This window comes from Variovorax sp. Root318D1, assembly GCF_001424835.1.
Taxonomy (GTDB): Bacteria; Pseudomonadota; Gammaproteobacteria; order Burkholderiales; family Burkholderiaceae_C; genus Variovorax.
The window spans coordinates 341,070-366,936 of record NZ_LMCQ01000012.1 but is presented as its reverse complement, the minus strand read 5'-3'; the positions used below and the strand labels follow the sequence as shown (position 1 = coordinate 366,936).

Below are 25,867 nucleotides of genomic sequence, written 5' to 3'. Positions count from 1 at the left end.
GTTCAGGCGTCGGACTTCAGGCGCGCCATCTGTTCTTCGTAGGCCTCCAGGAAGGCCTTGCCGAAGAGATTGTGGAAATCGTCCTCGGCCTCGCTCGCGATGCCGCCATAGAGCGCCACGAACTGGTCCCAGAGCTTGGCCTTGCGATTGGCGCTGAACAATGCGTCGAGCGCCGACCTGGACGTGATCTTCTTCTCGAGCTCTTCGGGCTCGAAGCGCGCGATGACGTGCGCGAGCGCCGCGCGCATGCCCACCATTACACCGAACTGGTGAGCCCGCAGGTCGTTGTATGCATCGCGCATCGCCGCCTCGGGCTGCATGAAACCACGCACGCCCGGGCCCAGCAGATGCGCGAGCGCCACTTCCACGGTGGGCGAGAACTTGAGCGGGTTGTTGGCTTGCGAGGCGATCATGGTGACCTCGGCGCGCACTTCGCGCTTGAACTCCTGGCGCGTGAGCAGCAGTTGCAGCGTGCCCTCTGTGGCGCTGCGAAGAATCGTGCCGATGCGCTCCATGAGGCCGGGCGTGAGCATCTCGGGCGTCTGGTGCGTGCTGCCGAGGCCGCGCAGGAAAGCGGCCAGCAGCTCGTCGTCGGAGGCGGTGCGCTGCACTGCGGGCGTTGCCTTGGCGACCGGCGTCGGCGCGGTCTGCGGCTGTGGTCGCGCCAATGGCGGCGAAGGCGCCGGAAATGGCGCGAGCGGCTTCAGCAGCCCCGGCGGTTCGATCGATCCGCCGGCAGAGACCTCCGGCCCGCTGATGCGGATCGGCTGGCCCGTGATGTCGTCGAACTGCGGCAGCTGCGGCCGTGGCGCGTCGATCGCCCTCGGCGGGGTGAAGCCGAACTGATCGATGGGCAAATGGTCGGCGCGCGGTACCGGCGTGGCCGGCGCGGCACGCTGCAGCGCCGCCAGCGGATCGGCATCGGACGCCGTGTTGGGCTGCAGCAGCGGGTCCGCCAGCGGAGAAAGCGAGAGCGGATCGCCGCCGATGCCACCCCCACCGCCCATGCCGCCGAGCAGCTCGTCGATGCCCGCGGCCTTGCCGCTCGCGGGCGGCGCGCCCAAGTCGGAAAAGTCGTCGAGCGCGCCAAGGCCGGTTGCGGGCGCCGACGAAGGCGCAGGGCCCAGCAGATCGGCGAAGGGATCGATCTGCGCCGCTTGCGCATTGCGCGATCCGCTTTGCATCGGATCAGGGAACAGCAGGGAGTCGGCGGAGGGCGCGGTGGCCGACGGCAACGGCTTGGCCGCAGGCCCGGTGATCGGCGCTTGCGGCGGCGGTGCAAGGCCCGCCAGCAGATCCGCAAAGGGATCGTCTTCTGCACTTGCAGGGAACGGCGCGCCCGGGGCCGGAGCGAAGGACGGCGCAGGCGATGCATCGACAGCCGCCTGCACTTCGACTTTCAGTTCGAAGCCACCGATGACCAGCCGGTCGCCGTCGGACAGAAGCGCTTCGTTGCCGGAGCCCAGCGTTTGTCCGTTGCGCACGATCGGGTTGCTGCCGCGGTCGATCACGAAATACTGGCCGCTACGGCAGAGCACCTGCGCATGCACGCGCGACACGGTGCGGTCGGGGTCCGACAACACCAGCGTATTGGTGTCGGACCGGCCGATGGTTCCGCCGGCGGGGCCGAACTGAACGATCTGGGACTTCTCTCCCGGCGCGCCTTGCCGAGTGATCACAGCGATTTGAATCATGAACCGGCTCCCAACACGCTTCGCCACACAACGGGCGCGAGCGACAGTACTCCTGAGGAGTATTCATTTAGGCGGGCGGGTTGGCAATCTCGCCTTAAGAGGTATGCCGCATGAGGGTCGGCGCGGTTGGAACCGGAGGCCGAATCAGGCGTGTAATGCGCTTCATGTTCTGGCGAACGGCCCAAACAATGCTTGTTCTTGCTTCGCTCACCAATCTGCTCACGGCCTGCACGGAAGGCACGCGAGAGATGCCGGGCAGCCAGGCCAATGCCGTGCTGGCGCAGTTGCTGCAGGTGGAGATCGATGCCGAGGTCGGCCGGATGAACCCGACCTGGTCGCCCGGCCTGATTCCGCAGGCTCCGGACAACGCACGCGCATGGCTCAGCGAGATTGACGACGTGGTCGCGAGGTGCCGCTACGGGCCGCGCAACCGCTCCAAGCACAACCTCATGGAATACGACGTCACGCTTCGCGGCGGCGAGCGCATCAACGGCGTCTTCAGCGGGCAGCGCTGCCTCTACGGTGTTGCGCAGCCTCTGGTGATGCGCGTGCGCTTCGCGCAAGGCCGGGTCGGCGATGTGCTTACCGACGGGCGCGAGCGGCAGGCCCCGGTGGAAGCAGCCGTGCCTGAACTTCAAAAACTTGCCGAAAGCGTGGTGCGCGTCGACTGGATGCGGCGTCCGGCACTCTACTTTCCGCCCGAAAAATCCGCCGCGGACATCGCGCGCGAATGGGAGCAGGGGCGACGTTGATCCGCTCACGGTGCAAGCAGCAGCATGAGCGTCTGGCTTGGCACGGTGCGCACTCCGGGGCAGTTGGTGCTGTTCTGGATTGAGACGCTCGTGAGCCGCGTGGCGGGCATGCCCTGGAGCAGCACGGTGAACGCGGCGGTGACATGCCGGCTCGGGCCCATCACCGTACCCGAGGCGACGCCCAGCAGGACGCCCGCATTGTCGCCATTGGTCATCGGAATCGTCGTGCCCATATTGTGCGCCGGCATGCCCATGATCAGTATGGTCGGACAGTTGGGAATCGCCATCGGGCCCATCGCAATGTTCGGATAGGGCACCGGGATGGGCGAAGGCGCCGCGGGCGTGATGCATACATCCGGGAAGCCCATGTCGGTTCCCATCAATTGGCAGTTTGCAAACATGGTGCGTTCCTAACCGAAGTGGATTTGCCCGCCGCGCGCCTTGATGAGCTTTTCGCCGTTCACGAGCGCATGCTCGCCGGACAGCCGCAACAACTGCTTCGCCTCGCATTCCACATGCGTGGCTGCCACACGGTCCATTCCGTCGGTGGTTCTCGTATGGCTCTTGCTGTAGTGATGAACGCGTTCCATCACGGTGGAAAGCACCGAGCCCACGACCTTGAGCACACTGCCGACCACACGCAGACGCGTGCCCACCAGCTCGGCGGATTCGACAGCCATCCGGGCCTCGCGCGCCCGGAGTTCGAGCTCATCGCCATGCAGCGACAGACGCGCCGACGACAGGGACAGCGCCCCGCCCTCCACCTGAATTCGCGTGTCGCCCGACAGGCTCAACACATGCTCGGCCGCCCCTTCGCGCTGCAGCACCGCCAGGATCCACAGCTCCCTGGGCGCCACTTGCATGCAGGCCACGCTATCGCCTTCGCGCGGCTCCAGGAGACAGCTGACTGCGCGGCGTCCGGTGGCGCGCAATCCGCCACTCAGGACCGCGAACCCGTCGCGCTCGCAAGCGCTGACGGTGCCCACGCACCACGTCGCCTGGATGGCCGCCTGCGGCGGAGCCGCTCGGGTGCGAGAGCGGGAACGCACATGCGGCGCAGGCTGGGGAAGGGATGAAGTCATGAGGATTGCTCCATAGGTTGCCAACGTTCGGCCGCAGCCAGGTCCGGGTCTTCGTCGATGGCCCGCGCGCGATCGGTCATTTGTGCGTTCTGCGTGCCTGCGCCATGCAGAACAGCGCGGAACAGGATGGCCTGGCGCAGGTCCGCGCCGGTGAGATCCGCATGCCGGAAGTCGGCGTACGTGAGGTCGGACGACATGAAGCGCGCCTGGGGCAGCTGCGCGCCGGCAAAGTGCACCTGGTACAAGTCGCAGCGGGTGAAATCGGCACCCGGCAACTGGGCGCCAGTGAAAAGCGCCTGTCGCAGCCCGGCACCGGCGAAATCTGCCTTGGCGCCCTGCACATTGCAAAAAAGTGCGAGCGGCCCTTGTGCTTTGGTGAAGCATGCACCGTCCAGCGTAGCCCCCTGGAAGTTGCATTGGCGCATGCGGGCCGCTGAAAAATCGGCCGTGCTGAGATCGGAACCCGTGAACTGGCAGCCTTCGATGCTCAGGTTTGCGAACGACTTGCCCTGCAGGTCGGTGTTGACGAAGGCAACCCGCAGCAAGGTTGCGCCCGCCCACGTCAGCAGCTCGAGCTTGCACTCGGATACGACCGTCTGGCGCCAGGAAGCGCCATCGGCGCAGGCGTCGAAAAGTCCAAGCTCGCTCAAGACTGCCGAATCAAGATTCGCGCCGCGCAGAACGGCGTGGTCCAGATTCGACTTCGACAGCGTCGCCATGCTGAGCTGCGCATCGGCCAGCTGAACATGCGGCGCCTGGCATTCGGTCCAGACCGAACCATGGAGATTGGCTCCGCGCAGATCGGCGTGGTCAAGCGTGCAGTGATCGAACACCGCCCGGCGCAAGTTGGCGCCTGACAGCAGTGCGCCGGTCAGGTCGCAATGCTCGAACACCGTTTCGCGCAGGTCCGCACCGCGCAGGTCGGCTTCACTCAGGCGGGTGCGCGAGAACACGCCGCCTCCCAGCGACGCGCGTCCGAACGCCCCCTTCGCCAGGTCCATGCCGATGACGGGTTCTCCGACCGCCACGGCCATCGAAAGCAACTCGGGACTCATCATGGCGCCGCCTGCTGCTCTGGCGTGAGGCGGGGCCAGGTGCGGGCCCGCTTGAGCAGCGCGTGTTCGAAATTCACGTCGCCATCGAGTCGAACCCGCGAGAGATCGGCGCCGAACAGGCTGCTTCGGCGCAGATCGGCACCGCGCAGGTCGGCGTGTTGCATGACCGCGCCCGACAGATCCGCGCCGGCCATGGCGGCGTGGCGCAATACGGCCTTCCGCAGAATGGCGCTCTTGGCGCTGGCCAGCCTCAGGTCGGCCCCTGCCAGGCTTGCGAAGCCGAGATTGGCGCCATCGAGCCGTGCACGCATCAGCTTGGCACCGTCGAGGTTCGTTTCGCCAAGATTGCTGCGCTCGAGCCGCGCGTCGCGAAGATCGGCCCCCGCCAGGCTGCAGCCCTGGGCGAATACCGCTCCCTCGGCCTGGACGCCGGCAAGCCGGGCATTGTCGAGCTTGCAGTTCACGAAGCTCGCTCCCTGCAGGTTGGCAACACGCAGATCACAGCCTCCAAGGTCGCATTCGACGAAGCTGCAGCCTCTCAGATCGGCTTCGGCAAGGATCAACCCCTTGAGGTCCAGCTTGTAGAACAGCTGGCGCACCGCGTGCACGCCGCTCCAGTCCGCAATGCCCCATCGGGTGTCGAGCAGCTGCGCGCCCGAGAGTTGCGCGCGGCGCATCTGGGTTTCGGCCAGTTGGCAACCACTGAGTACCGCGCCGCGGAGATCCGCATCATCGAAAACGGTGCCGGACAAACCGGCCTTGCCCAGGTTCGCCTCGGCGAAACGCCCGCCGACCGCGATCGCCTGCTTCAGGTCGGCATGCGCGAGCACGGCGCGCGAAAAGTCGGCGCCGGAGAGGTTCGACCTCGCGAGATTCGCGCTTTCCAGCCATGCGCCGGAAAAGTTCGCCCCACGCAAATCCAGGTCCGACAGATCGGCCCCGGTGAAGTCCATTTCCGCGAAGTACCTGAGCCCTTTTGCGATGCCGCGCTCGACTTCGGCACGCAGCGCAGAGGCCTCGTCCGGCGCCATCGGCAAGGCCGGCGCCTGTACATGCGCCGACTGCCGATAGGCCGTGCGCTCGACGGCCTCGAGCTGAATGAGCTTGCCGTAGAGCCCCGCCGTGATCTGGCCGACTTGCTGCCGCGGTGCGGCGGCAAAGCTCGCGCGCAGTGCATCGAGGCGAGCCTCCGCCCCGGCGCGCGGGGGTCCCCGATGCTGCAGCGACGCGAGGGGAAGCTTCTGCGCGGCGGCAAAATCCAGCGCCTTTTCCGCCTGCGTCACTACGTCTTCAAGCATTGCCCATTGCTGGCGCTCCGCCTCCTTGATCTTCTGCTCGACATACGGCGCCAAGGCGGCGCCGGTGGGAACCTTCTCACGCGCCGGCATGCGAATGCCCATGGCATCGGGATCCTTGCCTTGCGCACGCACCTCCTCGCGCGCCAGCGTGACCTCCGTCTGCGCACGCAGGAACTGTGCGTCGCCTTGCAGGCCATCCATGGCGAAATTCGCGCGGGCGGCATCGAGTGCAGGGTCGCTGGTGTCCACGCCGTCCGGCAGAAGGTCTGCGTCGTTCAGCATATGGACACTGCCCATTCGGGGATCGGCGCGCCGCGCGATCGCATCCACATAGTGCGCATCCGGGCGCGACTCTCCCAGGCGCTCCACCGCGCCCATCAGGGACACGACGTCCGAGCCGTCGTCCGTATCCACCTCGGCCATTCCCTGGAACAGCACCACGGCACGCTCCGCATGTGGGAAGAACCAGACGGTCGTCAGGCGCAGAGGTACTTCGCGCAGCCGGGGCTCGCCTTCATCGGGCATGCAATAGCCCGCGAACACCCTCGCACGGAAGCCCGGCAGCCGACCTTGCAGGTGCGCATGCACCGGGTGCATGTGGTCGAAGGAAAATGCCTCGTCGCCTTGCAACGAACTGTCGAACCACTGGTCCGGAGGCGCCAGGTTGAAATGGCGCCAGTCCAGATCGGGCGGGAAACCAGGTGCATGCTCTTGCAGATAGGTGGCGTCGAAGGTTCCGCGGTACTGCGCGCGGTGTGGATGAGTCGCCTCCAGAGCACCGAACCCCGCGGGTGAAACCGCGTGGTCGGCCCGCATCAGGCGCTCATGGGGCGATTCGATGTTGGGCAGGGCGCGCGCACCCTCGACGGCAGTGCGTCCCTTGCCTGCCGGATTGGCGGCAAAGTCCGCCCCGCCGTAGGCATGCGCCCAGTCGATGGGCATCCGGTCGAATGGCTGCGGCCGGCTGGGTTGCACGGCGCCACCTGCCCAGTTGCGTTCACCGAAAACCAGCAGCGTCTTCTCGCGCGCACCGAAGCGCGCGCGCACGGCACAGGCCGAAGGTGTTTCGGGCGGCGGGTAAGCACTGCCATGCACCAGGAACTCGGCCGTCAGCTTGGCCACGCCTTCGTCGATCAGCGGTACGGCCATCTCCTGCGCGAGGAAATCCCACATGGACTGTTCGCCCCACAAGGTGCCGCGCTCTCCCTGCGCAAAGGGAACATGCAGCGCCGCCGTGACACACAGGCCAAAGCGTTTGCGGTATTCAATGGGCCTTGTGGACAGTCCGAGTGCTTGGGGCTTGATGACTTGCATGGCCGGGCTCAGCCGCCGGGCGGCACATAGCGGGGCGGAGCCGCTGGAATGGGCGGCACCGCCGGTATCACCGGAGCGGCGGGAAGCGCCGGGGCGGCTCCGGCGGCGGCGTGCGGCGCTTTGCCCAGGGCGTCGCCGCTCGCTTCAGCCGCGGTGCCTCCCAGCAGTTCGGCGCCAGCCACGGCAACGCCGCCTACCAGCGGGATCGCCGCCAGGGCGCCCTCCGTGCGGCGGCGGCTTGCGATGTCGGCAAGCCGGCCGAGCCTGCTGCCGAGCGCCGTCAACCCCTGCGCATTCGCCTCGGCGGCGGCGGCCTTGAGGTCCGCCTCCGCCTTCTCGTACTGCTCGAAAGTTGCGGCGACGTCGAACAGCCCGGCGACTACCGACGCGGCCCCGATTGCGAATCCTGCAACCATTCCCGCCGTGCTGCTGGCTGCCGCGGCACCCGCGCCTGCTCCGCCGCCGATCACCTCCAGCGTGGTCAGGTTGACGTCGATCGTTTTCTGGCTGATGCAAGCGGCGGCCACGTTGGTCAGGCGAACGGCCGCCGTGTTCTCGATCTGGGCACCCAGGAAATTCGAGATGTCCACCGCCAGGGCATTGCTCATGTTCAGTCCGATGAAGGTCGAACGGTTCATGCCCAGGTTGGCTTCGCTGTTGGAGCCGATATAGCCGCTGGAATTGGTTCCCAGCACGGTGGTGTTCGAGCCCACCGAGGTGGCATTGATGTTGGCGACCGCCATCAGCTCGATATTGGTGTTGCTCACCAATTTGATCTCGTTGGCCATGATGGCGTGCTTGCCGCCGGTCACGTCATTGCGCACGCCCCCGCTCTGGATCTTTGTGTTGCCGGTCACCAGCAACGCACTGTCGGCACCGACGGAGGTCGTCTGGAAGCCGACTACTCCCACGTCCATGTTGGCACCAACCACCGTCTTCTGAAAGCCGCCGATGGCGTTGTCCTGGTTGGCGGTCACGGTCAGGTTCTGCATGCCGACGACAGAGGTCTTCTGGCCGGCATGGAAGATGTTTTCCTGGAACCCCGCGACTTGCGTCTTCTGGCCGCCCGATCCGATGGTGTTGCTCTGGGAAATGCCCACCACGTTGGTCTGCACCTCGGCCACCGTGTTCTTCTCGTTGCGCTTCACCAGTGCCGTGCGGTCGCGGTCCACGGTGCTGCTTTGGTCGCGCCCGATGGAAATCGAATCATCCACCTCAACCGAGCGCGACATGTTGCGCTCGGCATGAATGTTGATGTTCTCGGCGCCCTTCTTGTCCTCGAACATGATCTCGTTGTAGTTTCCTGCGCCCCCCTTGGGCGTCGACCGGGTCTTGAAGCCGCTTTGCGTGGGCGACTCGTAGGGGATCGGCTGGTCGTCGTTGTAGACCCGGCCCACGATCACCGGGCGGTTCGGATTGCCCTCCAGGAAATCGACCAGCACCTCTTGCCCGATGCGCGGCATGAAATAGCCGCCCCAGCTCTTGCCTGCCCAGGGCTGAGACACGCGCACCCAGCAAGTGGACTTTTCGTCGCGCTCGTCGTAACGGTCCCAATGGAAGTGGACCTTGACCCGGCCGAACTCATCGACATAGGGCTCGTTCTCCTGGCCTTTGGGCCCTACGACGATGGCCGACTGCAAGCCGGGCATCTTGACGAACGGCGTCAGGCGAGGCGGCCGGTAGGGCATGGCCTGCGGCATGACCGTCGTCACGAAGACGCTGGCATCGCGCCCGTCGCCGCGCAGTTGCGGCGCGCTTTCGAACAAGTCCTGGATGATGCCCAGGTTCTCCAGGTTGGGCGGATCGTCGGCCAGCACCGCGCGCAGCATGTCTGCCACCGGCTGCGGCTGCGGCGCCCGGTCCAGACCCTCATAGCCAGGATGGCTCACGAAGAACGTGCAGGCTGCGATGGTGTATTCGCCGTCACGCGTGCCGTCGGGGTCTCCCTCGAACTTGAAGCTGCGACCCGCGGCCACGTCGGGCCAGGCAGTCAGGGCCCAGTGCCGCTCGCGGCGGCCGACCAATTCATCCCGGCGAACCGCGCCGACGACATCGGACGTTTCCTTGTGGAAATAACCCCCGGGAAATTCGAAGCTTTCGAAATCAGCCAACTCGCAATCGCCGGAGCCGTCGGCCGTCACGCTGAGAAGCGTGTTGATCGTCTTGAAGTTGCTGTCGGTCGAAGCGTACTTGCCCGTATCCAGACGAGTGGCCGAAACCCAGCGGCTGATCTCGTTGAAGCGTGCTTCGCTGCGTTGCTCGGTCACATGCGCGAGCGTGTCGGCGACGGGAAGTGCCGCGTGTGCAATGTCGCTGGCATCGGCCAGGTACATCGTGCCGGGGGCGTCGTGCGCATCGAACCAGTAGTGGATCCCCTCCTGCTCCATCAGCCGGGACAGAAAGTTGTAGTCGGTCTCTTCGAACTGCACGCAGTAGCGCAGTGCGTCGTGCTTGCCGATGACCTGGTCGACATTGGTCTTCTTGACACGCTTGATGGGACTGTCATCCAGCGTCGCATCGAACACTTCCAAGGTGGGCTTCACCTGAAAGATGCGCGAGTTCTTCCGTTTGGTCAGCAGCCAGAACCAAGAGCGCAGGGTGATTCGATACTCGAAATGGCGTCCGAGTTCATGTACGCGCACAAAGCGCACCGCGTGGCCATGGCAGTGCCGCTGGTGCGTGCCGCCGTCCGCATCGGCAAAATCGATCACGACGTCGAAGGCGCGGCCCAGGATGTCGGTCGCGCTGATTGCCCGGTTCTTGGAGACTACCGTGAGCTCGTAGAACGAAGCACGCGACAGCGACTCGTGCCCCGCAAGGCTCCAGAACATCAGATCGTCGACGGCGGGCGATTCGCTCTTGATGTGGAACTTTTCTTCAGCCATGTCGGAATGCTTGTGTTGTTTCAATCAAAGGCGTAGGTGAAGTCGGCGTCCTTCACGTCGAGCGCCACGCGGCGGATCTCGCCGCCGGACGCCAGCCGCTGCAGGTACTCGACCGAGATGGTCGGCAGCACCGTGTTGGTCAGGATCGCGTCGATCACGCGGCCGCCGGACTCCGGGTCCTGGCAGCGCGCAACCACCTGCTCGACCACCGCTTCGCTGTACTCGAAGGGCACTCCGTGGTTGGTCTCCACCCGCTTCTTGATGCGGCCCAGCTGCAGCCGCACGATCTTCTTCATCATGTCCGGCGACAGCGGGTAATAGGGAATGGTGACGATGCGGCCCAGGAGCGCGGGCGGAAACACCTTCATCAGCGGCGCCTTCAGCGCATCGGCCAGCGCGTTGGAATCGGGCAGCAGCTCGGGGTCGCGGCACATGCTCATCACCAGCTCGCTGCCGGCATTGGTGGTGAGCAGGATGATCGTGTTCTTGAAGTCGATCATGCGGCCCTCGCCGTCTTCCATCCAGCCCTTGTCGAACACCTGGAAGAAGATCTCGTGCACGTCGGGGTGGGCTTTTTCCACCTCGTCGAGCAGCACCACGCTGTAGGGCCGGCGGCGCACAGCCTCGGTCAGGATGCCGCCCTCGCCGTAGCCCACGTAGCCGGGCGGTGCGCCCTTGAGCGTGGAGACGGTGTGCGCCTCCTGGAACTCGCTCATGTTGATGGTGATGATGTTCTGCTCGCCGCCGTAGAGCGCCTCGGCCAGCGCCAGCGCGGTCTCGGTCTTGCCGACGCCCGAGGTGCCGCAGAGCATGAACACGCCGATGGGCTTTTGCGGGTTGTCGAGCCGCGCGCGAGACGTTTGAATTCGGCGCGCGATCATCTCCAGGCCGTGCTTCTGGCCGATGACGCGCTGGTTGAGCGTGTCGGCGAGCTTGAGCACCGCCTCGACTTCGTTCTTCACCATGCGGCCGACGGGAATGCCGGTCCAATCCGCGACCACGGAAGCCACGGCCTGTTCGTCGACCGAAGGCAGGATGAGCGGCGACTCGCCTTGCACCGCATGGATCTTGGCCTGCAGCGCATGCAGTTCTTCAAGCAGCGCGGCGCGGTCTTCGCTCCCTCCCCCGCTGGGGGAGGGTTGGGGTGGGGGCACGTCGGTCTTCGCATTGCCCTCTGCGGATGCCGCATCCACCGGCTTGTTCCCCGCCCGCAGCTTCGCACGCAACTCAAGCAGCCGGTCGACCAGTCCTTTTTCTTCCTGCCAGCGCGCATTCAAGCCTTCGAGCTGCAGCTTCGATTCGACCAGCAGCGCCTCCACCTGCGCCGAGCGCTTGGTCACGTCGATGCCGATGGTCGCCTCGCGGCCGATGATCTCCTGCTCGACCGTGAGGCCTTCGATACGCCGCATGCAGTCTTCCACTTCGGGCGGCGTGGCGTGCTGCGACACGGCCACGCGGGCGCACGCCGTATCGAGCAGGCTCACGGCCTTGTCGGGCAGTTGGCGCGCGGGAATGTAGCGGTGCGAGAGCTTCACGGCCGCTTCGATGGCCTCGTCGAGCAGCTGCACACGATGGTGCTTCTCGAGCACGCTGGCCACCCCGCGCAGCATGAGAATGGCCTTCACCTCGTCCGGCTCTGGCACCTGCACCACCTGGAAGCGCCGCGTGAGTGCCGGGTCTTTCTCGATGTACTTCTTGTACTCGGCCCAGGTGGTAGCGCCGATGGTGCGCAGGTTGCCGCGCGCCAGCGCCGGCTTCAAGAGGTTGGCCGCATCGCCGGTGCCGGCCGCGCCGCCCGCGCCCACCAGCGTGTGGATCTCGTCGATGAAAAGAATGATGGGCGTCGGTGAGCTCTGCACCTCGTCGATCACTTGGCGAAGCCGCTGCTCGAACTCGCCCTTCATGCTCGCGCCCGCCTGCAAGAGGCCGATGTCGAGCGTGAGCAGCTTCACGTCTTTCAGCTGCGGCGGCACGTCGCCGCGCGCCAGGCGCTGCGCGAAGCCTTCCACCACCGCGGTCTTGCCAACGCCGGCTTCACCCGTCAAGAGCGGGTTGTTCTGGCGGCGCCGCATCAGGATGTCGACGATCTGGCGGATTTCCTCGTCCCGCCCGGTCACCGGATCCATCTCTCCCTTTTTCGCCTTCTCGGTCAGGTCGACAGCAAATTTCTTGAGGGCATCGCCCTTGCCCATGGCGGCAGGCGCCATGGCGCCGGAGTCTTCGCCCGGTGCACCGCTGCCCATGCCGGTGCCGTCCTGCGCGCGCATCTGCGATTCGGGCGAAGGGTCGCAGATCTTCACGAAGTTGTCGGCCAGGTCTTCGACCTTCACCTTCTCGAACTGCTTGGACAAGCCGAAGAGCGGGTTGCGCAGGCTCTGCGTCTTCAGCATGCCGACCAGGATGTAGCCGGTGCGCACCTGCGCCTCGCCGAACTGCAGCGTGGCGTAGGTCCATGCGCGCTCGATGGCGTTCTCGATGTGCGGAGAAAAATCGCTGATGGCGGTGGCGCCGCGCGGCAGTCGGTCGAGCGCGGCCGTGATGTCCTTGGCGATGACCGATACGTCCAGGCCGTAGTGCTGGATCACGCGATGCAGGTCGGAGTCCTGCGCCTGCAGCAGCTGCGCGAACCAGTGCTCCAGCTCCACGTACGGATTACCGCGCATCTTGCAGAACACGGTAGCGCCTTCAATGGCCTTGTAGGCCAGCGAGTTGAGCTTGCCAAAAAGGGCGGTGCGGCTGATTTCACTCATGGAGGACTCCGTATCTCTTCAAGACGAATGGAAGCTGGGTTTATTGAAATGCGGCCGTCCGCCGATCCTTCGGCACGACGGGCTGGCTGCCGATGCGGACATCCGCCGCGTCGCGCGAGCGCGGGCGCTGTCCGAGCCACGCGATCCATCCGAGGCGAGGCGCGTTGCCCTTGGCTTGCCCGAGACGTGTGGGCGGCACCTGCGCGCCTTGCAGCGCAAGCTGCGCGTCCCACTCGAGCTCGTCGCCGAGCAGCTGCTGCATCCAGCGCTGCAGCACGGGCTGCGCATCGCCGGTAGGAAGGAACATGCGGTATTGGTCGAGCGTGAGCGGGCCGACGTGCAGCCGCACGCGGTGCTGCCGGTCCCAGGCGCGCGTGCCGAGCATCGCGCCCATGCCCATCGAGCGCGAGGTCTCGCCCTGGCCGAGTCGGGTGAGTTCGCCGGCGGGCAGGCTCATCCAGTGGCCGACCCAGCGCTCCAGCTTGACCGGCACGCCGAAGTAGCTGCACAGCACCGACTCCACGCCTTCGACGTTGTGCACCCGCCGCGCGAGCCAGCCCGAGAAGTGCAGCCGCGCGTCGTCGTGCACCTCGTCGCGCCCGGTGCGCCCCGGCGTGCCGATGCCGACCAGCGCGCCGACCTGCAGCCGGAAGCGATCTTCGTCTGGCCTGTCGAGCGCCACGGCCGGCCGCGATTGCGCCCAGGCCCGGTAGAAGTGCAGCGAGAAGCGGTGCGAAAAACTATCGAGAAAGGCGAGCCATGTCGGGTCGCCCTGGTTGATGCTGCGCTCGCGAATGAAATCGCTCAGGTGCACCGGCAGCGGACCGTTGGGGCCGATGTAGCTGAAGAAGTGCTGCCGCAGGCGCGGCGGCGAATAGGCCGTAGCGGGCTCGAAGCGGCTGAAGCTGGCGGGCGCGAAAGAAAGCGAAGGCTCCTGCCCCACGCGCAACGGCTCCGCTTTCGGCAACAGCGCGCGGCCCCAGCGCGGTGTGGTCCCGGCAATCGATTCCAGCCGGCGCAGCACCGCAAAGTAGTCGAAGGCCCACGGCTCGGCCGACCACTCGCGCAGTGCGTTGTCCACGCGCGTGTTGACTGGCCCGCCTCGATCGGCGCTCACAGAATCTGGCGTGTCCCGCACAGCGGCCTCCAGCGCATGATTTCGCCTTTGCCCGCAATACGCAGCACGGCCTCGACGAAGTGATTGACCTCCACGTGGCGCGCCAGGTATTGCGCCATCACGGCACCAAAAAGAAAAACGCTGTGGCCGTGGAACGCATCCTTGTCGACTTCGAGCGTCACTTCGAGCCCGCGGCCGAATGCGATCGGGCCCGGCAGCGGCAGCCGGCGCGCCACGGGCTTGCTCTTGACCGACAGCAAGCCCCGCACCTGCCCCTGGCGCATTTCATCCGCGTGCGCGGCGTAGAGCATCAAGGTCTCGCGCAATGCGGCGGCGCCCTGCTCGGGTGTGCTGTCCGAGAGCGACAGGTAGTTGAGTGCCAAGTGGTCCACCACGCGCCAGCCGAGCCCCTGGCTGACCACCGGCGACACCGGCCGCGAAGGCCCACGCACCATGCGCACGCGCTGCGCCGGAAAAGAGTCGATGCAATCGAAGTCGTTATCGCGGCCCAGCGGCATCAGGAGCGGCAAGTCGCGGTTGGTGCACAGCGCCGTCACCGCCAACTGGCGCAGCGCGGTCGAATACGGCGCCTGCTGCGGATCGACGATCTGCATGTACACCTCGGACCCGATATGGCTGCTGCGGTGCCCTTCGGTGCGCTGGCGTACCGAGAGCATGCGCGGCTCGCGCGTGGTCGTGTAGTAGGCCGGGTGCGCGTGGCGGCTGCCATGAAAAGCCGAATAGAACGGACGAAAGGACTGCTCCGCGGCTACTTCCGCCGTGCCGGGTGCGCCGTGTCCGGTGACCTCGGTCACCGTGTGCACTTCGAAGTCCTGTGGGCGAGTGCGGTCGGGCACCAGGTGGAACTGGCTCACGCCCTCCGACACCGGTACACGGTCGAGCCGCTTGCTGAAGAGGTTGGCCACCGGCACGCAGTGCAGTTGCACGTTGTCGGCACTCACCAGCTTTTCGAGCGCCGCATCGCCGCGCGAAAAGAGCAGCACGACCTCGACCTCCGTCACCGCCATGTCCGCCAGCAGCGGCCGCAGGCCGCCGATGCGGGCGAACTGGAATCGCTGCGGAAACGCGAAGTACTCCTGCAGCAGCCTGAAGCCCGAAAAACCTGTGGCCGTCACCGGCAGCAGCGCGTCGTCTTCCTCAAAGCCCACCGGCTGGATGGCGCTGCCGGGCAGCGTCTTCATCGCGCCCTGCATCGCGCCGCCGGGCGCCATCGGGCGCACCAGCACGCCCACGGGCTGGCCGAGCGCGCATTCGTGCAGTTGCCACGCCACGTCTTCGGCACCGCCAAAATGCAGAACGAGCTCTTCCATCGCGATCTGGCTGAAGTTCAGCCCCGCCGTCGCACGCAGTGCAATGCGCAGCCCGCCGCGAATCGAGCGCGACTGCGGGTGCGCATTCAGCGGCAGGTCCGGCGCGTAGGTGAAATACTGGGCACGCAAAATCTCGATGGGCCAGACGCGCAGCGCACTGGCCGTGCGGAATTCGCAGTGCGTGTTCTGCCCCACCGCCTGCCGTGCGCGCAGCCCGCTGCCGCGCGGTAGTGTCGGCCCGGTTGCAAGCTTGGCGTCATCGGCATCCGGCATCACCGACACGATGGCCATGGCCGGCGTAGGCGCCAGGAAATGCGGATAGACGATGTCGAGCAAATGCCCCGTGAAGCGCGGGTACTCGGCATCGAGTTTCAGCGCCACACGTGCCGAAAGGAATGCGGTGGCCTCGATCAGCCGCTCGACGTACGGGTCGGCGACCTCCTGGCCTTCGATGCCCAGGCGGTGCGCAATCTTCGGAAAGGCGCGCGCGAACTCCGAGGAGCTTTCACGGAAGTAGCGCAGTTCCTGTTCATACAGGCTCAGCAACCGAGGGTCCATGACGGCGGACTTATCTTTGGGCTTGCGCCATGTCCACGATCTCTATGCGGCCTTCTTCCAGGTCGACGCGGCTGCGCATCAGGAACTCGAGCGGCACGGGTTGCGCCCACAGCATGCCGCGGATCTGCAAGCCAATGCTGTTGTGGGAGTCCAATGCCGAGCCTTCCATGACGAGTTCAACTTCGAGAGTGCGGGACAGGATGCGTGGCTCGAACTGCAGGATTGCGTTCTTCAAAGCCTGCTCCATGCTGACACGCTGCACCGACGAGGTGTACTGGCCAGACAGCATAGGCAATCCGTAATTGATGACGGAGCGCGCCGCATTGGGAAAGCGCTTGTCGTCCATGGCAAGGCCGTAGCTGGTGGCATTGAAAAGCCAGCCGAGGTCGCGCAGCACGGCCTGGCGCAGCGCCTGCTTGGTCAGCGTGCGCTTGTCGTCGCTCTCGCGCTTCTCGTCCGGCGCATGGTCGACGAGGCGGTCGAGCAGCGACGGCTGCAGCCGCTCCTGTGCAGTGAGTTCAGCCATCGGTGCCGTCCTCCGACGGTGTGCTGGCTTCCGCAGCGGCGGCGGCAGTTGCGGCCGGCGTGAACAGGATCTCGCGCACGTCCATGAGCGCGTACTCGCCGGCGTCGCTGCCCAGCACGCGTTGGCCGCTGCCGATCCACACCTCGGGCCGCAGTTCGCGCCACTCGGTCTTGCGTGCGAGCTGCAGTTCGCCGTCCGCGCTGTTCTCGCTGCCTTCGTAACGCGTGGGAATCAGCGCGAGTGTCTCGCCGCCGTTCTCGAACTGCAGGTGCGCGGGCATCCAGACGCAATCGCGCAGATCTTCGGGCGGCTCGATCTTGATGTGCGCGAGCCGCGCATAGGGAATCCAGTAGTACTCGCCGTTGACGAAAGCTTCGAGCACCGGGCCCAGGCGCATGTCGGCATCGGCCAGCCATTCGAAGGGTGCGCCGTCGATGGTGCCGCCGATGGCCGGTGCGGCCTCGAAGGCGCGCTGGCGCAGGTCCTCGGCCATGCCGTCTTCACCGCGGCCCTGGCGCAGCAGTGATTCGATCAGCAGCGCCAGCCATTCATCCGGCTGCCCGAACACCATGGGTGTGCGCTTGCCCGCGAACACTTCGGCGCGCAAACCCTCGCAGCGCACGGCTTCGCCATACACCTGCTTCATCGGCACGGCCAGTGCGTCGAGCTCGGCCGCCACGGTGAGCTGGTTGAGTGCGCGCTCCCACTGGCCGAGCACGCACAGCAGCTGCGCCATGAAGACGCGGTGCTTGCTGTCGGCCGGCTTTGCGCGCACTTCGTCGCTCAGTGCCTTGAGCGCGGCCACCGGATCGGCGGCCTTCAGCAGTTCGGATGCAGTCATGGTGTGGTGCCCAGGTTGGTTGCAATCATTCGGGGGACTCGAAGACGCACTCGCGCACCGCGCCGCGCGCGCCCGCCTCCTTTTGCGGCGCCGAGCGGATGCTGAAGCGCCTGAAGGCGAAGCTGATGATTTCCGTCGGTACGCCCAGCACGGTGTTGGTGAGCAGCATGTGGCTGGTCACCCGCACCTTCTCCATGGTGAACTCCAGCATGGCCTGGGCCTCGGTCGATTTGATGTCGCCGCCCGACTTGTAGACGCTCACAACCACCTTGCCGGCTTCTGCATTGACTCGCAGCAGGCTCGCGATGGAGGCCGTGGCAGCATCGGTACGGCGCACAACGATGAAGTTCGACAAGGCGCGCGCAGCCGCGGCGCGGCCGGATTGCGAGTTCTGATGCCCACCCCAGAAATAGCCGGCAATTTCCATGCGCGGCTTGCCGTCGTCGAACTGGCGCGCCAGTTCGCCCTCGATGGGGGTGCCCGAGTGTTCGATCAGCATCACGAGGTCGCAGCCGCTCGCCCCCCCCAGCGCAAGATCGAGCATGCGCAGCGCGTCGTCGGGATCGGGGACTCCGTTGGAAGTCATGGACATGTGCTTCTCCTTCTCGGTGATGTGTGATTCGGTGGATGCGTGCGATGGATGAGGTCAGGGCGCGGCCGGGTTGGTCCAGCGCAGCATGGCGCCGTACACCTGGCGCTCGCGCTCGGGCGTGAGCTGGCCGCGCACCCGCAGTTCCGCGGTGTTGGTTACGGCTTCGGCGGTGCCGGCGCCGAACAGGCGCGGTGCGCTGCGGGCCTGGGCCGGCGTTGCCAGCACCAGCAGCCTGGCCGGCCGTCCGGGCTTGAGCCACGGCAGCGCAAAGCGCTTGGAGGCCGGCGACTCGCGCGTGCCGCGTTCGAAGCGATTGGCTTCGCCCAGGTCTTGGGGATAGACGGACTGCAGGACGCCCTGCGCATCGACACCGACCACCACGAGATCGATCGACTGGCCGCTGCCATTGCGAACCATGAGCTCGGCGCGCTCGCCCGGCCGCAGCTGCAAGGTGCCGCCAGCCGCGTCGCGCACGTTCGCGCTGCGCAGCACGCGACTCTCGTCGCGCACTTCGAGCACGGCGTCGAAGCCGTCGAGCCGGCCGTCCTTCGCCAGTTCGGCGAGGCGCGACATCCACTTGAGTTGCGCCAGTGCCTGCAGCCGAACACGGGCTTCGGCCATGTCCCGCACCACGATGCCGGACTGCGCAGAGCCCCCTTCCGCAGTCGCAGCGAGTGCGGGGGACAACAGCTCCAGCCGGCCGCCTGCCGCACCAAGGTCGACCCAGCGGACATCGGCTTGCGCCTCGCCCGCCGTGCGGATGGACGCCGGGTAGTCGAGGCTGAGCCCACCGGGTAGCGCGGAATCGCTTCGGACCCGCAGCGCCGCCAAGGCCGGCTCGGCCACCGGCGTCGCGCTCCATGACGTGGCCTGCGCGAGTTCGGCCAGCGACGACGGAACCGCCAGCCGCGCGTTGCCGAGGTCGGCTTGCACCAGCCTGCCCTGTGCCGTGCGCTGGATGCCGTCGGCCAGGGTGGCGACGACGCGGAGGTCTTGCCCCGGCTCGAGGCCGTCGAGCAGGCCCGCCTTGAGCGTGAGGCTGCCGCCGGCGCGTTCGGCGCGCCACACGGGGCGTGTCGAAAGAGGCGCCAAGGCATTGGCGAAGATCGGCAAGTCGAGGTTGCCCTCCGCCACCGGCGACGGAAGCTCGCGTGCGGGAAAGCGCGATTCGAGCTCCTCGATCACCGCCGGGTACAGGTTCAGCACGCCGTTGAAAAGGTCGCGCCAGGTGGCGGGCTTCTGTTGCAGGGCCTCGGCCACGGCCCAGGTCAGCAAGCCCTGGGGACGCGCATTGCGGCCCTTGCGCGGCAGGCGCAGCTCGGGCGTGACCTGATGGCTCTCCGAAGCGAAGAAGGCCACATAGCGCGCGCGGGGCACGCCGGCCGCGGACTCGGGCAGTGCCTGCGCGGGTGACGCTGCCGCAGCGGGTCCGCTCGCGGCAAGCTGGCCGGCACGCACGCCGCGAAAACGCACCTCATCGTCCGCGGGGCCTGTGTCTTCCGGCGGCTGTGCCGCGCCGCGCGTCATCGAGGCCGCGGAGCAGGTGTCGAATACCGACCACACGAACACGTTCCTGGCAAGAAAGGCGCTGATCCAGCGATCGAAGTCGACATCGCGCAGGCCGCCCGGCAAGCTGCCGCCGGACGCATCCGCGCCGCGGGCGTCGCGCGCCAGAAAGTTTTCCGCCAGGCCATCCGGCTCCTGGTAACGCTTGGTGCTGTCGCGCACCCGCGTGCCGTGACCGGAAAAATAGAGCACCACGAAGTCGCCCGAACGGGACTGCTCGAGCAGCCGCGCCAGCGCCTCGTTGATGCGCTCGGCCTCGGGCAGCGAGGCACCCGCAACCCCGTCGGCCAGCACCGTGACATCGGCCGGCGCGAAGCCTTGCTTCATCAGGGTCTGCCGCATCAGCATGACGTCGTTGCGGGGCGCCTGGAGCCACAGCGCCTGCGGCTGGTTCACCAGTTCCGAGACCCCCACGAGCAGCGCTCGCTGCGCAGCCGCCGAGCCACCCGCCGCGGCGAGCAACATCAGCAGGCAGAGCAGGCGCGCCGCAATCGTCATGGCCGCTCCGGTGCCGGGCCGGCCGATGCAACCAGCGGCGACGCCGCCAACATGGCCAGCCCCTGCGCGGGGTCGGCCACGCGCAGGCGCCAGCTGCCGTCAGAGCTCGGGCCGCCCACCACTTCGGCTGACATCGATTGCAGCAGGCGGGCCGTGTCCCCGGCGCGCGCTTCGGGCTTCCACCGCACGACCAGTTCGGCTTGCGCGCCGGCGGCGGGCGGTGCGGAGCGGAACCGCACTTCGTCGTCTTCCGTGCGCTGGCCGAAGAGGCCCACGTTCTGCACCACGACGACGAGGGCGAGTGCCGCGAAGGCAGGGCGCAGCCAGCCTTCGGCACCGAACCAGCGGCGGATGCTGCCCCACCAGCCGCCCTCTGGCTTTGACTGTGGCCTGGCGCGCGACGTGCCCGATGCTGCGGCCGATGCGCTGCTGCTGTGTGAAGCCGGCTGCAATGCAGGGCTGAGCTGCGATGCGGCATCGCGATAAAGCGCCTGGTATTCGGCGCGCGGATCTTCTTCACCCAGCGGCGTGCCGCATAGCACCGAGAACACGCCGCCCACAGTGCGCAATGCGATGCGTCCCGGTTCGGGCGCAATGGCCAGCGGGGCCTCTGCGGCCCATTCGTCGTGCACCGCGCGGATCGCGGCCAGCCGCGTGGCCGAGACCCCGCCGAGCACGCGCGCGCAAAGCTGCGGGCTGGGTTCGAGCGTGAGCACGTTCCAGGCCTGGACCAATCCGAAGGCGGGCTCGAAAGGCTCGTCGTCGGGTTCGAGCAATACGTCGTACGCACCGGCCCAGTCGGCCTCGCCCGCGGCCATCCAGCCCTGCCAGAGCTGGCCGTGGATGCAGCGGTCGAGCAGCACGCCGAGCAGCCGCCCTTCGACCACCACGCTGATGAGGCGGCCCGGCGCCCAGCGCGCGTTGAAGGCGCGCTGGGCGACAGCCTCGCGGCGCCGGGCCAATTCGGAAAGAGGAAGAACCAGATCGAGCACGGCGCGCGGCGGCTCGGCAACGGAGCGGGAGGCGGTGCCCGGCATGGCCACGACGGCTTCGCGGCCTGAGGCGCCGGGTACCGTGGGTACGGTGCCCTCGAACGCGCTTCGGATCACGCTGAGAGGGGGCCAGAGGTCGGTGTGCATGGCGGTCTGTTCCTGAATGGCTATGTCTTCAGGCATAAGACGCTTCAGCACCGAGGATTTTGAAAACCTGCAGGATCGCCGCCATGTTCCCGGGCTCGATGGCAATGCCCAGCGTCTGCTGGATCCAGCCACCCAGGCGGGTCTTGGCGTAGTCCGCCGTGAGCCCCTCGCGCTTGTGCACCAGGCCGAGCCGCCCCGCGCGGTAGTGGTAGGAGGCTATGGCATGGCGCGAAGCAATGCCCGACAGACCGCCATCGGCCTCCTTGCCGAAACCCTCGCACAGCAGGAGGCGCTCGGGCTCTGGCAGCTCGGCAATGAAGGCACGCGCGGCCAGCTGCACCGCGCTGGCGCTCAGGCCGTGTTCCGCCAGGCAGCCGTCGAGGTCTTCGTCCGTGCCCAACGCGTCTTCGAGCTGCGCCTCGGTGACCTGGTCGCCGATCGACAACTTGCGGCGGAACGAGCTCGCGCGCGTGCAGTCGATCAGGTAGCGCCGAAAGTAGGCGCACAGCGCAAAGGCAGTGGAAGGTGCGCTGTGGCCCGCGCGTTCGTCGCCCTCGTCGGGATCGGCATCGAGCCGCAGCACCTTCACATAGATGAACTGCGCGACGAGTTCCTGCCGTCCCTCGCCCAGCACCTGGAGTTCAGGCGGATTGCAGGCCACGAGCGCATCGCCCACGATGCGGTACATGGTGCCCATGTCGTCCGGCGACAGCGTCTGGCGGCGCCGCCACATGCGGACAAGCGCAGTGCTTTCCGCGGACGAAAGGGTATCTTGCATGGAAGAGCGGCCAAAGGATTCGAAGCGACCGGACCAGTCAGTCGTCTACGCACACGCCTTCGGTCGGCACCAGGCATTGCGGCAAACCGGCACCCACCGGGCCGCCGCGCGTGCGGATGGCAGAGGACACCGCCGCCGACGCCACGGCCAGGCCGCGCGGCAACAGGATCCAGAGCTGGCCGCGCTCCTTCATCCGTCGCGCATTGGTGGCGGCCTGCTGACCGTTCCCGAAGAAATAGTCGGCCCGCACCGCACCGCGGATCGCGCCGCCGGTATCCTGCGCAATGGTCAGCCGCTGCATGGGCGCGCCGGTGCCAGGGGCACGCGTGGAGACGAACACCGGGTAGCCAAGCGGTGTGCTGCGCGGGTCCACCGCAATCGATCGGCCCGCCGACAGCGGCACGCCGAACGCACCCACCGGACCACCCGCGGGGGATGTCGATTCCTTGAAGAACACGTAGCTCGGGTCCTTGATGCCCGAACCGATGACCGGGCCGGCCGTGCGGCGCCCCGGCACCACGACCGCACCACTGGCGACGGGCCGCGCGAGCGTGAAGCCGCGCGTGCGGATGGTGCTGGTCGAGGTATCGCCCGCGTCGTCATCCTCGTCGCCATCGTCCAGCTGCAACTCGATGGACGAGCCGCGCACCTTGACCGGCGTGCGCGGCTTGCCGTTGGCCGCCTGCGCCAGTGTGGGCCTGAAGGGCTGGCCGTTCTGCTCGGCATAGGCCACGCGAACGATGTCGCCGTTGGCCAGCTTGATGCGGCCCGAGCCCTGGATCTGCATTTCGTAGAGCGCAGTGGCGCTGCTCACGAAGGCCAGCACCTTGGCGTTAGGAGCGCCCTTGGTCTCGATCTCTTCGCGCGTGTAGTAGGGCAGCAGCTGCTTGCCCTCGATGCGCAGGCGGACCTTGCGGTCGAGCGTGTCGCGCGTGAGGGCCGAGAGATCGAGCGCATAGAGGCCCGGCGCGCCCATGTCGCGCGTGCTGAGGCCGGTCTGCACCACCACGTTGCGGCCTTCCACACGCGCCGCCACCGTGCCGCTGCCGGCCGGCAGCTTGCGAACGTCGGCAAACAGCATGTCTTCGGGCTGGCCGTAGACCGGGTAGATGAACGGCGCCGCGTACTGCCGGCTACCCGGAATCTCGGGCTCGAAGTAGCCGGTAACCACGCCGTCGGGCTTGCGGTCGTCGTCGCGGATCTGGTAGGCCGAGAACTCCTGCTCGAAGAAGGCGCGAATGGCGGTGCTGTTCTTGCTGTCGACACGGAGGGCGCGCGCGCACACGTCTTTCCACTCGGCGCCGCGGCCGGTGAGCACCTTGCAGCTGCCGAGGAAAGCGGGCCAGCTCTCGGAGAAATCGTCGCGCGCCCAGCCGGGCACGGCATCGAAGCTGACCGAGGTGTAGGTGGCCAGCTGGGTCGAGAAGGTGCGCGCCTGGCCGGCCACGCTCGACCCGGTGGAAGCCGGCCGCGGCGTGCCGGCCGATGCCGCCGTGGTGTCGGGCGCGGCGGTGCCCGCGTTGACGTTCGCGTTTGTGCTGGCGCCGGCGCTGGATGAAGGCGGCGTGTTGGCGCAGCCGGCGACAAGCACGGCCGCGGCAGCGGCAACCCAGCGAAGGGCGGAAATGAAAATCGGCGACTGCGTGTACATGAAAGCCTCCTTGTCCGAAAGACGGCCCAGCGGGCCAACGCTCTACAGACGATTACTTCTCGACGATTTTGAAATTCGCGACGCCGTAGACGTCGTTGCATGGGGTGTTGGGCGCGCAAGTGGGCTTGCCCAGCAAGGGCGACGGCCCTGTGCCGCGGCTCGCTTCGAGCGCCGCCAGCACGGGCAGCGGAAACTGCGGAAACACGCCGTCGTTCTGCATGCCCGAGGCGCTGAAGTCGCGCTCGTGCTGGCTGACGAGCACCGCGAACTGGTTGGTGCCGGCCGGTCCGCCGGCATCCATCGGCCATGAGGCGCGCGGCAGCGACAACGGGCTGTTCGCGGTGATCTTGTTGTACTTGTCGAGCAGGTTGGGGAACAGCAGGAACATCTCGCCGCCGCTCGACAGCAGGAACACGTAGACAAAACCTTCGCGCTTGCTTCGAACCTCGAAGGCGAGCTTGTCCTTGCCGATCGCCACCTCGGACTTCTTCGGCGTGGCCGTCACGTCGAAGCCCGGAGCAGCGCCGGCCGCGAGCGACTGCAGAGATTCGAGCGGCGTGCGGGGTGTTGGTGGCGGTGGTGGTGGCGGCGGAGCTTGGGTCACACGGGGCTCCGGCGGTGGCGCCGGTGTGGCAACCACCACCTGCTTGCCGCCATCGCCCTCCCCGCCCGCGGTGCGGCCCTGGTACCACCACCAGCCGCCGCCGCCGGCCACTGCGGCAAGCACGGCGACCGAAGCGATCGCGGCCATGGCCTTGCCATTGTTCTTTCCGTTCGTGCCTGCACTCGCGCCTGGAGCGGGTGCAGGCGCAGGCGTCTTGCCGCGGCCGACGATCGTCGGCAGGTCCGCGCTGCTGTTGGTGCGAGCGCCCGATCCCGGCGGTGTCGTCCGCGGCGTCGGTGCGATGCTGTGGCCCACCTCCAGGTCGAGCGCCGCGCGGAACTCGGCCATCGACTGCGGCCGCGACTCGGGCCGCACGCCCAGGCCCGCATCGATCGCCTGCAACAGCCGCAGGCTATAGCGCTGGCGCAGGATCTCGTTGCCCGCCAGCGGCACATAGCTGTCGGACAACAGCCGCGCCACCGAAGGCGGCGGCGCGCGGCCGCAAACGGCCACGTGCATCACCGCCGCCAACGCATAGACGTCGGTCCATGCGCCCTGCGACATGTCGGGCATTTCGGCGTACTGCTCGATGGGTGCGTAGCCGGGCTTCAGGATGACGGTGATCGCCTGCGTCTTGTCGGTGATCACGCGGCGCGCGGCACCGAAGTCGAGCACCACTGGCCGGCCGGAGCCTTCGAGCAGGATGATGTTGTCGGGCGCGATGTCGCGGTGGTAGCAGTTGGCGCTGTGCATCACCGCCAGCGCCTGCGTCACGCCGTCCATGATGCGGATGAGCCACGCCTCGTCCACGCCCGCGGGAATGGACACCAGCGCCTGGCGCAGCGTGTCGCCGCGATAGAACGGCATCACCATGTAGGTGGTGCCGCGCTCCTGCCAGAAGCGGTAGACCTTCAGCAGCGAGGCATGGTCGAACTGCGCGAGCAGACGGGCTTCGTTGATGAAGCTGCGCATGCCGAGGTCGAAGGTTTCTCTGTGTCGCTCAGACAGGGGGACCACTGTTCCGTCCTGCTGCCTGGTCGACAGCGAAGTCGGCAGGTATTCCTTGATGGCGACGACGCGCTCGAGGGTGTGGTCCCAGGCTTCGTAGACGACGCCGAAGCCGCCTTGGCCTACGACTCTGGTTATTTCGAATTCTGCTAGGCGGCTGCCTACGGGGAGGAGGCCGGCTTCGTTGGCTTCTGTTGCTGGGCTTGTGACTGGGGCGTTGGACAGGCTTGTCGGGTTTGCCGTGATGACGGTGGCTGAGGTGTCTTCGTTGCCTGCGGGTTGTGAGGCAGGTCTGGACATGACCTGGGTGCGGTCGTCTTCTTGAGGCGTGTTTTCTTCGGTCATTGGGTGGCTCCCGTTTCAACGTCTGACGGGAGCTTGCTGCCCGAGGCCGGGTGTCGCCCCGGCGGGCGACCTACTTTTCTTTGCTTCGCCAAAGAAACGTAGGCAAAAGAAAGGCGACCCCACTGTCTGCGACCCTTCGCTTCGCTGCGGGCAACCTGCGGTGCTCGCGTTTCGCGGGGTCTCGCAGAACTCGCTTCGCTCAGACAGCTGCGAGCCCTGATCCGCGAAACCCTGCGCTCCTCGGCGCATACAGAGGGGCTTGGAGACCGAACGGGCCTTTGCTTCGCTCGGCCAGCAGGCCACCACAGGCGCGCAGCGCCTGTGGTGGTTGGTTTTGAGTTGGCTGTTGGGTTTGAATTCGGCCGAGCGAAGCGATGGCCTGTCGGCTCCCACCCCTTCTGTATGCGCCGAGGAGCGCAGATGCAGGCGGGATCAGGGCCGCAGCTGTTTGAGCGAAGCGAGTTCTGCGGACCCCCGCCGGAG

General features: G+C 67.0%; 18 protein-coding genes. 1 reads left to right on the top strand and 17 read right to left on the bottom strand.

Features of this window, described 5'->3' with window-relative positions:
• Nucleotides 1-2: 2 nt before the first annotated feature.
• Nucleotides 3-1,694 (bottom strand): type VI secretion system-associated FHA domain protein TagH, encoded by a 1,692-nt coding sequence (gene tagH, locus ASC78_RS11835; protein WP_055801079.1) that lies wholly within the window; start codon nucleotides 1,692-1,694, stop codon nucleotides 3-5.
• A gap of 188 nt (nucleotides 1,695-1,882) precedes the next feature.
• Between tagH and ASC78_RS11830 the strand changes: the two genes are divergently transcribed.
• Entirely contained in the window at nucleotides 1,883-2,446 is a 564-nt protein-coding gene (locus ASC78_RS11830) for a hypothetical protein (protein ID WP_055801076.1), read from the top strand.
• A gap of 5 nt (nucleotides 2,447-2,451) precedes the next feature.
• On the opposite strand, the gene ASC78_RS11825 is transcribed toward ASC78_RS11830, so the two are convergent.
• The 16 genes from ASC78_RS11825 to ASC78_RS11750 are packed head-to-tail and all read right to left on the bottom strand — an operon-like array spanning nucleotide 2,452 to nucleotide 25,384.
• Complete coding sequence (locus ASC78_RS11825) at nucleotides 2,452-2,847, bottom strand: DUF4150 domain-containing protein (RefSeq protein WP_055801073.1); 396 nt, start codon at nucleotides 2,845-2,847, stop codon at nucleotides 2,452-2,454.
• Nucleotides 2,848-2,856: 9 nt separating this feature from the next.
• Nucleotides 2,857-3,528 (bottom strand): DUF3540 domain-containing protein, encoded by a 672-nt coding sequence (locus tag ASC78_RS11820; protein ID WP_055801070.1) that lies wholly within the window; start codon nucleotides 3,526-3,528, stop codon nucleotides 2,857-2,859.
• Nucleotides 3,525-4,586: a pentapeptide repeat-containing protein gene (locus ASC78_RS11815; RefSeq protein WP_235505065.1), complete on the bottom strand. Its 1,062-nt coding sequence runs from the start codon at nucleotides 4,584-4,586 to the stop codon at nucleotides 3,525-3,527. Before ASC78_RS11815 ends, ASC78_RS11820 begins: the two co-directional genes overlap by 4 nt.
• On the bottom strand, nucleotides 4,583-7,195 hold the full coding sequence (locus ASC78_RS11810; protein WP_055801064.1) for a DUF2169 family type VI secretion system accessory protein: 2,613 nt from the start codon (nucleotides 7,193-7,195) through the stop codon (nucleotides 4,583-4,585). The genes ASC78_RS11815 and ASC78_RS11810 overlap by 4 nt, the downstream gene beginning before the upstream one ends.
• 8 nt (nucleotides 7,196-7,203) lie before the next feature.
• The gene (locus tag ASC78_RS11805) at nucleotides 7,204-10,080 is read right to left on the bottom strand and encodes a type VI secretion system Vgr family protein (RefSeq protein WP_055801062.1); all 2,877 of its coding nucleotides are present in this window, start codon (nucleotides 10,078-10,080) and stop codon (nucleotides 7,204-7,206) included.
• Between the two features lie 20 nt (nucleotides 10,081-10,100).
• Entirely contained in the window at nucleotides 10,101-12,830 is a 2,730-nt protein-coding gene (gene tssH, locus ASC78_RS11800) for a type VI secretion system ATPase TssH (protein ID WP_055801059.1), read from the bottom strand.
• A gap of 40 nt (nucleotides 12,831-12,870) precedes the next feature.
• A complete protein-coding gene (tssG, locus tag ASC78_RS11795) occupies nucleotides 12,871-13,947 on the bottom strand; it encodes a type VI secretion system baseplate subunit TssG (protein ID WP_235505064.1) in 1,077 nt (358 codons plus the stop codon).
• Nucleotides 13,944-15,836 (bottom strand): type VI secretion system baseplate subunit TssF, encoded by a 1,893-nt coding sequence (gene tssF / locus ASC78_RS11790; RefSeq protein ID WP_055801055.1) that lies wholly within the window; start codon nucleotides 15,834-15,836, stop codon nucleotides 13,944-13,946. The genes tssG and tssF overlap by 4 nt, the downstream gene beginning before the upstream one ends.
• 10 nt (nucleotides 15,837-15,846) lie before the next feature.
• A complete protein-coding gene (tssE, locus tag ASC78_RS11785) occupies nucleotides 15,847-16,362 on the bottom strand; it encodes a type VI secretion system baseplate subunit TssE (RefSeq protein ID WP_055801052.1) in 516 nt (171 codons plus the stop codon).
• On the bottom strand, nucleotides 16,355-17,203 hold the full coding sequence (locus tag ASC78_RS11780; protein WP_055801048.1) for a type VI secretion system accessory protein TagJ: 849 nt from the start codon (nucleotides 17,201-17,203) through the stop codon (nucleotides 16,355-16,357). Before ASC78_RS11780 ends, tssE begins: the two co-directional genes overlap by 8 nt.
• A 25-nt stretch (nucleotides 17,204-17,228) precedes the next feature.
• Nucleotides 17,229-17,795, bottom strand: a complete 567-nt coding sequence (locus ASC78_RS11775) for a type VI secretion system tube protein Hcp (protein ID WP_055801045.1) — start codon at nucleotides 17,793-17,795, stop codon at nucleotides 17,229-17,231.
• A 54-nt stretch (nucleotides 17,796-17,849) separates the two neighbouring features.
• Nucleotides 17,850-19,859, bottom strand: a complete 2,010-nt coding sequence (locus tag ASC78_RS11770; RefSeq protein WP_055801043.1) for a caspase family protein — start codon at nucleotides 19,857-19,859, stop codon at nucleotides 17,850-17,852.
• Nucleotides 19,856-20,998, bottom strand: coding sequence for a hypothetical protein (locus ASC78_RS11765; RefSeq protein ID WP_055802114.1), 1,143 nt, complete (start codon nucleotides 20,996-20,998; stop codon nucleotides 19,856-19,858). The genes ASC78_RS11770 and ASC78_RS11765 overlap by 4 nt, the downstream gene beginning before the upstream one ends.
• A gap of 28 nt (nucleotides 20,999-21,026) precedes the next feature.
• On the bottom strand, nucleotides 21,027-21,776 hold the full coding sequence (locus ASC78_RS11760) for a hypothetical protein (RefSeq protein WP_055801038.1): 750 nt from the start codon (nucleotides 21,774-21,776) through the stop codon (nucleotides 21,027-21,029).
• Nucleotides 21,777-21,813: 37 nt separating this feature from the next.
• Nucleotides 21,814-23,427: a murein transglycosylase A gene (gene mltA, locus ASC78_RS11755; protein WP_055801035.1), complete on the bottom strand. Its 1,614-nt coding sequence runs from the start codon at nucleotides 23,425-23,427 to the stop codon at nucleotides 21,814-21,816.
• A gap of 52 nt (nucleotides 23,428-23,479) precedes the next feature.
• A complete protein-coding gene (locus tag ASC78_RS11750) occupies nucleotides 23,480-25,384 on the bottom strand; it encodes a serine/threonine-protein kinase (RefSeq protein WP_055801032.1) in 1,905 nt (634 codons plus the stop codon).
• Nucleotides 25,385-25,867: the final 483 nt, after the last annotated feature.

Coding starts and splice junctions, on each gene's coding strand:
- ASC78_RS11770 (WP_055801043.1), bottom strand. CDS start 19,859: ATGACGATTGCGGCGCGCCTGCTCTGCCTGCTGATGTTGCTCGCCGCG.
- ASC78_RS11780 (WP_055801048.1), bottom strand. CDS start 17,203: ATGACTGCATCCGAACTGCTGAAGGCCGCCGATCCGGTGGCCGCGCTC.
- ASC78_RS11825 (WP_055801073.1), bottom strand. CDS start 2,847: ATGTTTGCAAACTGCCAATTGATGGGAACCGACATGGGCTTCCCGGAT.
- ASC78_RS11750 (WP_055801032.1), bottom strand. CDS start 25,384: ATGACCGAAGAAAACACGCCTCAAGAAGACGACCGCACCCAGGTCATG.
- ASC78_RS11815 (WP_235505065.1), bottom strand. CDS start 4,586: ATGATGAGTCCCGAGTTGCTTTCGATGGCCGTGGCGGTCGGAGAACCC.
- ASC78_RS11760 (WP_055801038.1), bottom strand. CDS start 21,776: ATGCAAGATACCCTTTCGTCCGCGGAAAGCACTGCGCTTGTCCGCATG.
- tssE (WP_055801052.1), bottom strand. CDS start 16,362: ATGGCTGAACTCACTGCACAGGAGCGGCTGCAGCCGTCGCTGCTCGAC.
- ASC78_RS11775 (WP_055801045.1), bottom strand. CDS start 17,795: ATGTCCATGACTTCCAACGGAGTCCCCGATCCCGACGACGCGCTGCGC.
- tssF (WP_055801055.1), bottom strand. CDS start 15,836: ATGGACCCTCGGTTGCTGAGCCTGTATGAACAGGAACTGCGCTACTTC.
- ASC78_RS11810 (WP_055801064.1), bottom strand. CDS start 7,195: ATGCAAGTCATCAAGCCCCAAGCACTCGGACTGTCCACAAGGCCCATT.
- ASC78_RS11820 (WP_055801070.1), bottom strand. CDS start 3,528: ATGACTTCATCCCTTCCCCAGCCTGCGCCGCATGTGCGTTCCCGCTCT.
- tssH (WP_055801059.1), bottom strand. CDS start 12,830: ATGAGTGAAATCAGCCGCACCGCCCTTTTTGGCAAGCTCAACTCGCTG.
- ASC78_RS11830 (WP_055801076.1), top strand. CDS start 1,883: ATGCTTGTTCTTGCTTCGCTCACCAATCTGCTCACGGCCTGCACGGAA.
- mltA (WP_055801035.1), bottom strand. CDS start 23,427: ATGTACACGCAGTCGCCGATTTTCATTTCCGCCCTTCGCTGGGTTGCC.
- tagH (WP_055801079.1), bottom strand. CDS start 1,694: ATGATTCAAATCGCTGTGATCACTCGGCAAGGCGCGCCGGGAGAGAAG.
- ASC78_RS11805 (WP_055801062.1), bottom strand. CDS start 10,080: ATGGCTGAAGAAAAGTTCCACATCAAGAGCGAATCGCCCGCCGTCGAC.
- ASC78_RS11765 (WP_055802114.1), bottom strand. CDS start 20,998: ATGCACACCGACCTCTGGCCCCCTCTCAGCGTGATCCGAAGCGCGTTC.